Source organism: Salinibacter sp. (genome assembly GCF_036626415.1).
Taxonomy (GTDB): Bacteria; Bacteroidota; Rhodothermia; order Rhodothermales; family Salinibacteraceae; genus Salinibacter.
This window is the reverse complement of record NZ_JAZKRW010000122.1, coordinates 1-8,664: the sequence shown is the minus strand read 5'-3', so window position 1 is coordinate 8,664 and position 8,664 is coordinate 1. Positions and strand designations below refer to the sequence as shown.

General features: G+C 66.5%; 7 protein-coding genes. 1 reads left to right on the top strand and 6 read right to left on the bottom strand.

The features are described from left to right. Positions 1-13 precede the first annotated feature (13 nt). From recG to mads3, 3 genes are all read right to left on the bottom strand, one after another. Positions 14-2,116, bottom strand: coding sequence for an ATP-dependent DNA helicase RecG (gene recG, locus V5A20_RS11640; RefSeq protein ID WP_332316580.1), 2,103 nt, complete (start codon positions 2,114-2,116; stop codon positions 14-16). 205 nt (positions 2,117-2,321) lie between these two features. Next, complete coding sequence (mads4, locus tag V5A20_RS14120) at positions 2,322-2,957, bottom strand: methylation-associated defense system protein MAD4 (RefSeq protein ID WP_442978401.1); 636 nt, start codon at positions 2,955-2,957, stop codon at positions 2,322-2,324. Next, positions 2,957-4,213, bottom strand: coding sequence for a methylation-associated defense system AAA family ATPase MAD3 (gene mads3, locus V5A20_RS11635; protein ID WP_332327399.1), 1,257 nt, complete (start codon positions 4,211-4,213; stop codon positions 2,957-2,959). Before mads3 ends, mads4 begins: the two co-directional genes overlap by 1 nt. Positions 4,214-4,468: 255 nt before the next feature. Here mads3 and V5A20_RS11630 point away from each other — a divergent pair, with 255 nt between their 5' ends. Then, positions 4,469-6,001 carry a calcineurin-like phosphoesterase family protein gene (locus tag V5A20_RS11630; protein ID WP_332316582.1) on the top strand — a complete coding sequence of 511 codons (1,533 nt, stop codon included), beginning with the start codon at positions 4,469-4,471 and terminating at the stop codon, positions 5,999-6,001. Positions 6,002-6,024: 23 nt separating this feature from the next. Here V5A20_RS11630 and V5A20_RS11625 read toward each other — a convergent pair whose 3' ends face one another. From V5A20_RS11625 to V5A20_RS11615, 3 genes are all read right to left on the bottom strand, one after another. Continuing rightward, the gene (locus tag V5A20_RS11625; RefSeq protein WP_332327398.1) at positions 6,025-6,483 is read right to left on the bottom strand and encodes a hypothetical protein; all 459 of its coding nucleotides are present in this window, start codon (positions 6,481-6,483) and stop codon (positions 6,025-6,027) included. Between the two features lie 75 nt (positions 6,484-6,558). Continuing rightward, positions 6,559-7,530, bottom strand: a complete 972-nt coding sequence (locus V5A20_RS11620) for a YihY/virulence factor BrkB family protein (protein ID WP_332316584.1) — start codon at positions 7,528-7,530, stop codon at positions 6,559-6,561. A 95-nt stretch (positions 7,531-7,625) separates the two neighbouring features. Continuing rightward, a complete protein-coding gene (locus tag V5A20_RS11615; protein ID WP_332316585.1) occupies positions 7,626-8,309 on the bottom strand; it encodes an SAM-dependent methyltransferase in 684 nt (227 codons plus the stop codon). Positions 8,310-8,664 lie beyond the last annotated feature (355 nt).

Here is an 8,664-nt window from a genome sequence, read left to right as displayed (position 1 = left end):
CCTCCACGGCGGATCACCCCACCCGCGCGAAGCCGAGGCCGTGCTCGGCGTAGTCGTCCTCGTAGCGCCGGCGGAGGCGTTCGTGCTCGTCGGCCCGCAGGTGCGGGTCCTTCTCGATGAGGGCGAAGGCGGCCTCGCGGGCCCCCTCCAGAATCTCGTCGTCCTCGGTGAGGTCGGCGATCTTGAGGTCGGGCATGCCGCTCTGGCGGGTGCCGAAGAAGTCGCCGGCGCCGCGGATCTGCAGGTCCGTCTCGCTGATCTCGAAGCCGTCGTTCGTGCGCGCCATCGCCTCCAGGCGCTGCTTCGCCTCCTGGCTCCGCTTGTAGCCGGCCATGAGGACGCAGTAGCTCTGCTGGTCGCTCCGCCCCACCCGGCCGCGCAGCTGGTGCAGCTGGCTGAGGCCGAAGCGCTCGGCGTGCTCCACGAGCATCACGGTGGCGTTCGGCACGTCGACGCCCACCTCAATCACGGTCGTGGCCACCAGGAGGTCGATCTCGCCCGCCTTGAAGCGGCGCATCGTCGCGTCCTTGTCGTCGGCCGAGAGCTGGCCGTGGACGAGCCCGACGGTGTAGTCCGGGAATTTCTCCTGCAGGGCCTCCGCGCCGCTCTCCGCGTCCTTGAGGTCCATCTTCTCGCTCTCCTCCACGAGCGGGTACACCACGAACGCCTGCTCCCCCTGCTCCAGCCGGTCGCGCAGGAAGGCGTACACCTCGCCCCGCCGCTTTTCGGCGCGGAGGCGCGTCTCGACCGGCTTGCGGCCCGGGGGCATCTCGTCGATCTTCGACACGTCGAGGTCGCCGTAGAGGGTGAGGGCGAGGGAGCGGGGGATGGGCGTCGCGGTCATCAGCAGCATATGAGGCCGCTCGCCCTTCTCGAACATCTCGGCCCGCTGGGCGACCCCGAAGCGGTGCTGCTCGTCGACCACGGCTAGGCCCAACTGGTCAAACGCGACCGCGTCCTGGATGAGGGCGTGCGTGCCGACGGCCACGGGGCTCTCGCCGCTGCGGACGGCCTGGAGCGCCGCCTCCCGCTCCGCCTTCGTCTGGCTCCCGATGAGCAGGCGCGGCTCCAGCCCCAGCGGCCGCAGGTAGTCCTGCAGGTTGGCGTGGTGCTGCTCGGCGAGGATCTCGGTGGGGGCCATGAAGGCGCTCTGGTAGCCGCTGTCGTAGGCGTGCATCATGGCCGCCACGGCGACGACCGTCTTGCCGCTGCCCACGTCGCCCTGGAGCAGCCGGTTCATCTGGGTCCCCGTCTGCACGTCGTCAATCACGTCCTTTAGGACGCGCTTTTGGGCGCCGGTCAGCTCAAACGGGAGCACCTCCCGCACAAACTCGCGGGTATACGTGCCCGGATCGTCGAACGCGGGGCCGGCCACTTCCTCCTGCCGCTCGTGCATCTGGGCCAGCAGGAGCTGAATGAAGAAGAGCTCCTCGAATTTGAGGCGCCGCCGCGCCCGCGAGAGCTCCTGCTGGGTCTTCGGGAAGTGAATGGCCCGCAGCGCCACGCGCCCCTCCATCAGGGCGTGCCCCTCCACGATCCAGTCGGGCATTGTCTCGGAGAGCTTCAGGCCGTGCTCCTTGAACAGGGTGTACAGGATGCGGCGCACGGCCCGGCTCGTGAGGCCGACGTTGCTCATCGCCTCCCCGCCCGGGTAGAGCGGCACGATGCGGCCGGTGTCGAGCAGGGGCCCCTCGTCGCTGAGGCGGTCGAAGTCGGGGTGGGTCATCGAGTGCCAGCGGCCGTACTTCTCCACCGTGCCGTGGAAGGCCACGCGGTCGCCCTCGTCGAACGCCTTGCGCACCCACCAGACCCCCTGGAACCACGTCCCCTTCATGCGCCCGCCCTGCTCCCCCTGCAGGACGATTTCGAGGCGCTTCTGGTTGTTGCCGGGCACCACGTCGACGGACTGCACGGTGCCGACGACGGTGACCGGATCGGGGCCCTCCTGGAGCCGCCGCACCGGCGTCACGGTCGTGCGGTCGAGGTAGCGGCGGGGGTAGAAGTGCAGCAGGTCGCGCACCGTGCGCACGCCGTGTTGCTCGGCCCACACGTCGGCCCGCTTTTCCCCCACGCCCTTGACGTAGCGGACGTCCTGCTGTAGAAACTCCTCACTCATGCTTGCAGAGAAGTAGGCGGGCCGGTCAGGAAGAAGATGTGCGAACGATGTGTCCGCTCCTTCTCACACGAACTGCGGGGTGGCGTTCCCATCTCATCACTGTCAGATTCAGCGGCCGGCGGGCGAAGCGCTCGCATGCTTCAACGACTGCAACTTCTCTCCAAGGCAGTAGCCCGGTTGGGGGGGCAGGATCGACACGGTGCTCCTACTGCTGCCAAGGAGGAGGGAACCACTCCCGTAGAATTTGGCAGAAGCGCTGGAACGATTCGTCCTCACATTGACGCAGGCCCACCGACTCTGCGAGATCGCGAAAGATACTCGAAGAATGCGGCAACCCGGCTTGTTCGAGCGCTACCTCCATGGCTTTCTTCGGATCGGATGGCTTTGGGGCATCGGTAGACCACAAATCCTTTGCTTGAAGCCAGCTTCGGACACGCTGTGACGCCGGATCCCAGCCCAAACAACGGTCTACTTCCCGAGAATCGCTCCAGACCCAAACTTCCAGTTCGGGGACAATGATTAGGCACCGAGCCCGCTCATTCCAGCCCGATTGTCCTAACCTCTCTTCAACTGTTGACTCAACGTGCTCGGGCGCCGAGGTGTGTTCTGCCCCGCATCCGTGGTAGTCGAAGATAACCAATGCTCTCCGATACTGCGTCTGGAGCGACCGAAGAAATTTATGAGCTTTGCTCCGGCAGCCCGGGTCCTTGTTGGGATGACTGTAGACCTCGAACGAGAGAGGGTGAATGCCGAGGGCCTGATGTTGAGATAGGAGCCCCCGGATGGTTTCTTCCATCTGTTTGTCCGCTGCGAGAACGACGAGGTCGTCTGCGTCTTCCATCAGGCCAGTACCCCTCCAGCGAAGAGCGTCCCGAGGTCGGTCTCGCGCTGCCAATCTCGAAGTTGAGGGTGATCACTTCCTAGCACGACGTCGGTCTTCCCTTCCTTGTCCAACGCAAAACACAGCATGTCCTCCGGCTCCGCGCAACTCAAGAACACTGGGGAGTGCGTGGCGACGAGAACCTGCGAGTCATAGACGGACGACAGCGACTCGTAGACTGTCTCCACGGCCGGGGGATGAATGCCGTTTTCGGGCTCCTCAATGAGAACCGGTCCTTTCAGGTCGGGAAGATAGGGGAGAAGCGTGAGGGCAAACATTCGAAGCGTCCCGTCGGAAAGGCCCCATGAGGGAACTGTTACCCCTGACTCGTACTCCACCCGCAGGTAGCAGTGGCGATCTTCGTCCCGAACATACGTGTCAACATCCTCGACGTCCGTAAGCGCTGTCTGAATATGGCGGAGCCAGCGCTGGAATTGAGGAAAGTGCTCGTCTCGAAGGTTTCGGATGACCCACGGCAGGTTCGATCCGTCCGGTCGAAACCCGGTGCCCTTTCCCGGCGGACTGGGCCGACGCATCGCCTCGCTATCGAGCCGTAAAAACTCGATTCCGTCAACAAGCATCCGCTTGAACCACGTCGAGACGGCAAACTTTGTGGGATCCTCGGGTACATTGGCGAGTGCCGCTCGCTTCGGTCCAAGCTTAAATGCGTGGTTCCATCCCGATCCTGTTTCGTCGTAAAAGTTTTCGTTTCCATCGGCGGTTTTGCTCACGACTGTCTGGGTCCCCGCCGTTCCCTTTTCCCGACATATCTTCTCAGGAATCGGTCGATCTTCTGCGGGAAAAAGTGATGGCTGACGGAGCTTGTCTTTCTTGAGCGATTCTTGCTTGAGAAGAAGCGTCTCTTCCTGAATGCCAACTTCGCTCGGGGCGGTCTCTCCAATCCGCACCTCGTACCGGCACCGACTCCACTCAGGGTTTTCCAGTCCTTCTCGCTTGTTTTCGGGAATGGGAGCCTCTACGGCCAACTCGAAGTGATCGTCCTTCCCCATCCAGACGAGGTCGTGCCAGTTTTGTGTACGGCGATCGATGGCTGTATCCAGGCCATCCGGCTGCACCATGTCGCCCAGAAAGCGAATCACGTCTAGATACGTGCTTTTGCCACTCGCATTGGGACCGATGAGTGCATGAAATCGGTCCATCGGCTGCTGAATATAACGGAGGCAGCGGTAATTCCGAGCCTCAACGAGGCTGAACATGTCAGGATGTGGTTTCTCGATGGAATACGTATCGATCGTACCTCCACCGAACACAGACGTTCGGGATGCTACTCCCTCTTTGTCACTTCAATTTCCTTCCTTTATTCAAGGCGCGATACCCCCTTGCAAAATTAGGCGTGAGGAGCAAAATACCGGGGTGCGAGTGCTCGCCGTCCATAAAGTTATGGTGATGACTTTCTCGTTGCGGCCCACCATCTTTTGAAGGCGTTACCATTTGACATTTCTTCCACCGACATGTCTCCGTCCCGCCGCGACTTCTTGAAGTACCTGAGCCTCACCGGCGCCGCCCTCAGCGGGCCCGGCGTGGCCGCCGCGTGGCCTCGACTGGGCGCCGGGCGCGCATCCGTGACGGTCACGGGCCGGGTGACGGGGCCGGATGGCGGCATCGAGGGGGTGCCCGTCACCGACGGCGTCACCGTCGCGCAGACCGACGGCGACGGCCGCTACGAGCTGGCGGCCTCGCCCCGGCGCCCGTTCGTGTACCTGTCGGTGCCGGGCGGGTACCGCCTGCCGACGCACGACGCCGGCACGGCGCGCTTCTACAAGACGCTCGACGCAACGAGCGGGGGCACGGCGACGGCCTCGTTTCGGCTCGCGCCGCTCGAGCGCGACGACGCGCAGCATGCGTTCCTCTTCCTGGCCGACCCGCAGGCCCGGACGGAGGCGGAGATGCAGCAGTTCCGGGACGAGACGGTGCCCGACGTGCGCGAGACCGTGCAGGCGCTCGGCGACCGTCCGGTCTTCGGGGTGGGCGGGGGCGACCTCGTGTTCGACGACCTGTCGCTCTTTTCCGGCTACGAACGGGCGGTCCGGCAGATGGGCATTCCGTTCGTGCAGGCGGTGGGCAACCACGACCTCAACTTCGACGCGCCCACCGACCCCGGCTCCACGGCCACCTTCCGTCGGCACTTTGGCCCCGAGTACTACTCGTTTGACCGGGGGGCCGTCCACTACGTCGTGCTTGATGACGTGTACTGGCCGGGGAGCGATGGCTTTGGGCGCAAGACGGACGACTACCACGGCCACCTGGGCGCCATCCAGCTTGCATGGCTGGAGCAGGACCTCGCCCTCGTCGAGGACGGCCGGCCCGTCGTCGTGCTTACGCACATTCCGCCGCTGAGCACCACCTACCAGCGGCGCGGGGAGGCGAGCCCGTCGGTCCGGGGACGGATCGGGAACCGGGCCGCGCTCTACGACCTGCTCGCCCCCTTCGACGCCCACATCGTGAGCGGCCACGTCCACGAGAACGAGCACCGCTCTGCCGACGGGCCGCACGAGCACGTGGTGGGCACGGTGTGTGGCGCGTGGTGGACCGGCCCGATCTGTTACGACGGCACGCCCAAGGGCTACGCGGTGTACGAGGTGGACGGCACGTCCGTCGAGTGGCGCTACAAGTCCACCGGCCGGGCCGCCGGCCATCAGATGCGGACGTATCCGGTCGGGGCCGACCCCGAGGCGCCCGACGAGTGGGTCGCCAACGTGTGGGACGCCACCGCCGACTGGACGGTGGTGTGGTACGAGGACGGCATTCGCACCGGCCCCATGGCCCGTCGCGTGGGCCTCGATCCCCAAAGCCGGCGCCTCCACGCGGGCGACGAGCAGCCGGAAAAACACCCGTGGGTGGAGCCGGAGCCCACCGCCCACCTCTACTACGCCCCCGCCAACCCGGACGCCAATCGGGTCCGCGTGGAGGCCACCGATCCCTTTGGGCGCACCTACGTGGGACGCCCCGACTCTGCCCCGCGGCCGGACCCCTCGGCGGGATGAGGCGGGCCGGCGTGAAGGGGCGGCTACGGATCATCCGTGACCTCAACGGACGCCGTCACCGCCGGGCGGGACGGTTGTGGAATTGTGAGGGCGAAGGGGCCCGGCTCAAACGGAGGGGCGATCGCATACGTTGTGTCAAGCGGCACGACCGCCATCGTGCACGCCTGGTCGTCGGCCGTCGGGGGCTGTACCAGCGGCGTCACGGTCACCCGGCCCGGCGCGCGGACCGCCTCAATCCGGGCGAGCGTGTAGCAGCCGTTGGGGCCGACGGTGCCGGAGAGGTGAACCCGAAGGGTATCGGAGGTCGCAATTCGGGCGGGCACGTCGACCTGGGCGACCCGGGCCGTATCAAGCCCAGTCGTGTCGGGCTTGGAGGAAGGCGGGGGCGCGGTGTAGGCCGTCGAACCGCACCCTCCCCCACCGCCAAAGAGCAGAAGGCCCGCGAGCGCCGCAATCGGGGAAAGCGGGAATTGGGGGGACATAGGATCAGGAATCGGGGCGACGTAGGATGGGGGAAGTGAGAAGCGAGGGCCTGCGCGGGAGGTCGGGCGGGCACGCTACCGCCGAAAGAAGCGCGCCAGCACGATGCCGAGCGCAACCCATCCGAGGCGGGCCGGCCACGACGAGGAGCGGGGCGGCTCGGCCCTTGCCGGCGACGCCCCCTCCATGGACGGCTTCGGGGCCCCGGAAGGGACAGGTGCCTGGCCAGAGCGACGGGCGCACACGGTTGTCAGTTCGGCGCCGAGAAAGAAGATCTGGGCCGAGTAGTAGATCCACAGCAGGAGGGCCACGAGCGCGCCCGCCGCGCCGTACGAGGAGGTGACGGAGGCCCGGCCGAGGTACCACCCCAGGCCCCACGTGCCGAGCGTCACGAGCGTCGCCGCGACGACGGCCCCCAGCCACACGTCCGCCCAGCGGACGGGCGCATCCGGCAAGACACGGTACAGCACGGCAAACAGGAGCGTGAGGACGGCCAGGGAGCCCATCCGCTCCCCCCAAAGAAGGACCCCCGGCACCTCCAACGGACGGGCGAGTCCGGCAAGGAGGGAGCTGGCCATCAGGCCGGCCACGACCGCGGTGCCGGCCCCCACGACCAGCAGCAGCGAGAGCCCTCGGCTCCACAGAAATCGCGTCACGCCCGTGCGGCGGGGCGTCGCGGCCCAGATGGTGTTGAGGGCCTCCTGCAGGCGGGCGAAGAGTGCCGTGGCGCCGACGATGAGCACGAGGCCGCTCAAGATCGTTGCCCAGATGCCTGCGTCCGGCGCGGCCGCGGCACTTTCCAGGATGCCCCCCAGTAGCGCGGCCCCGTCGGGGCCGGTCGCCGTTTCCACCAGGCTCATGAGCTCCTCTTGGGCCACCTCGGACCGCTGTCCGTACAGCATCCCGGCGACGGACAGCGCCAGCACCAGCAGGGGGGCCAGCGAGAAGGTGGCGTAGTAGGCGAGGGCCGCCGCCAGCCGCTCGCCGTGGTCGGCACTGTAGGCGGAGAGCGTGTCGAGGACGAGCTGCTTCGCGTCGGCGAAAGACATGGCCCCGAATGGCCTCTGTCAGAGACAGTGCGGAACGGTGGGAGCAGTGCGCGGCAGAGCGGCTCGCTCCTGCCTTCAATTCCGTATTTCGGAAGTTATTGTGCCTCCACCTCGTCGCTGATGTCCATCAGGTCCTCCGGAATGTCTTCGGGGACGATCCAGAGATACACGGTCTCCTGCCCGATCTTGCCCGGCCCGAGGTCGATCACGCGGTCCGGCTCCCAGTCGCCCATGCGGAAGTCGTGCGAGACGATGCGGTCGCCGGGGTCGAGGGCCCGAAGCAGCTTCGGGCGCAGCTTCACGTTGATCTCCGGCCACAGGTACAGGGCCACGACCGTCGCGTCGCTCAGGTCGGCCTCGAACAGGTCCCCCTGCCGAAACTCGACGCGGTCGGCCACCCCGGCCTGCTCCGCATTGTCGCGGGCCTTGGCGACCAGATCCGGGTCGATCTCGACCCCGATGCCGCGCGCGCTGTGCCGCTGGGCGGCGGCAATGGGGATGCGCCCGTCGCCGCTTCCGAGGTCGATCACCACGTCGGTGGGGCCCACGTTGGCCGCCTCGAGCATCCGGTTGACGACACGCTGCGACGTAGAGACGTACGGGGCATCTTTCTCCACGGTGTCCGAGTCCGAGATGACGGCCGACTCGGCCATGGATTCCTCCTGCAGGCTTGGGGGAAGTGGGTCCACGGCCTGGCCGGACCCGCTTGGGGGCAGGGCGGCCCAGAGGACGAAAAGACTCGCGAAGAGAGAGAGCGTTGCGGGGCGCAAACGGGACATCGAGAGGGAAAAACAGACGGCAGAAAAACGCAAAGGGGAGATGGGGCCGGAGGCGGATTCCCGCGCCGAACGTCGCCGCGCACAAACGAGGCGAGCGGACGGCAGGTCCCGACCGCCGGGAGGCCTGCGGAAGGTACGCGCACGGCGCGGCATCACGAGGGGAAGACCGGCGCGACCATTGTCTCTATCCCGGTCTCTATTCCGGCTTCATCCGCATGGACGTACGGGCGACGGGGGGCGGCGTTCGATGCGCGCGGCCCCCACCGGTGCCGTGCGTCTTCGGAGGCGTGGGCCTGTCGGTGGCTCCCAACTGTGCAGCCGACGGGGGACGGATCACGGAAAAGTAATCGAATCC

Excerpts from the sequence above, each read along its gene's own strand:
- V5A20_RS11620 (WP_332316584.1), bottom strand. The coding sequence starts at position 7,530 with ATGTCTTTCGCCGACGCGAAGCAGCTCGTCCTCGACACGCTCTCCGCC.
- recG (WP_332316580.1), bottom strand. The coding sequence starts at position 2,116 with ATGAGTGAGGAGTTTCTACAGCAGGACGTCCGCTACGTCAAGGGCGTG.
- mads4 (WP_442978401.1), bottom strand. The coding sequence starts at position 2,957 with ATGGAAGACGCAGACGACCTCGTCGTTCTCGCAGCGGACAAACAGATG.
- V5A20_RS11630 (WP_332316582.1), top strand. The coding sequence starts at position 4,469 with ATGTCTCCGTCCCGCCGCGACTTCTTGAAGTACCTGAGCCTCACCGGC.
- V5A20_RS11615 (WP_332316585.1), bottom strand. The coding sequence starts at position 8,309 with ATGTCCCGTTTGCGCCCCGCAACGCTCTCTCTCTTCGCGAGTCTTTTC.
- V5A20_RS11625 (WP_332327398.1), bottom strand. The coding sequence starts at position 6,483 with ATGTCCCCCCAATTCCCGCTTTCCCCGATTGCGGCGCTCGCGGGCCTT.
- mads3 (WP_332327399.1), bottom strand. The coding sequence starts at position 4,213 with ATGTTCAGCCTCGTTGAGGCTCGGAATTACCGCTGCCTCCGTTATATT.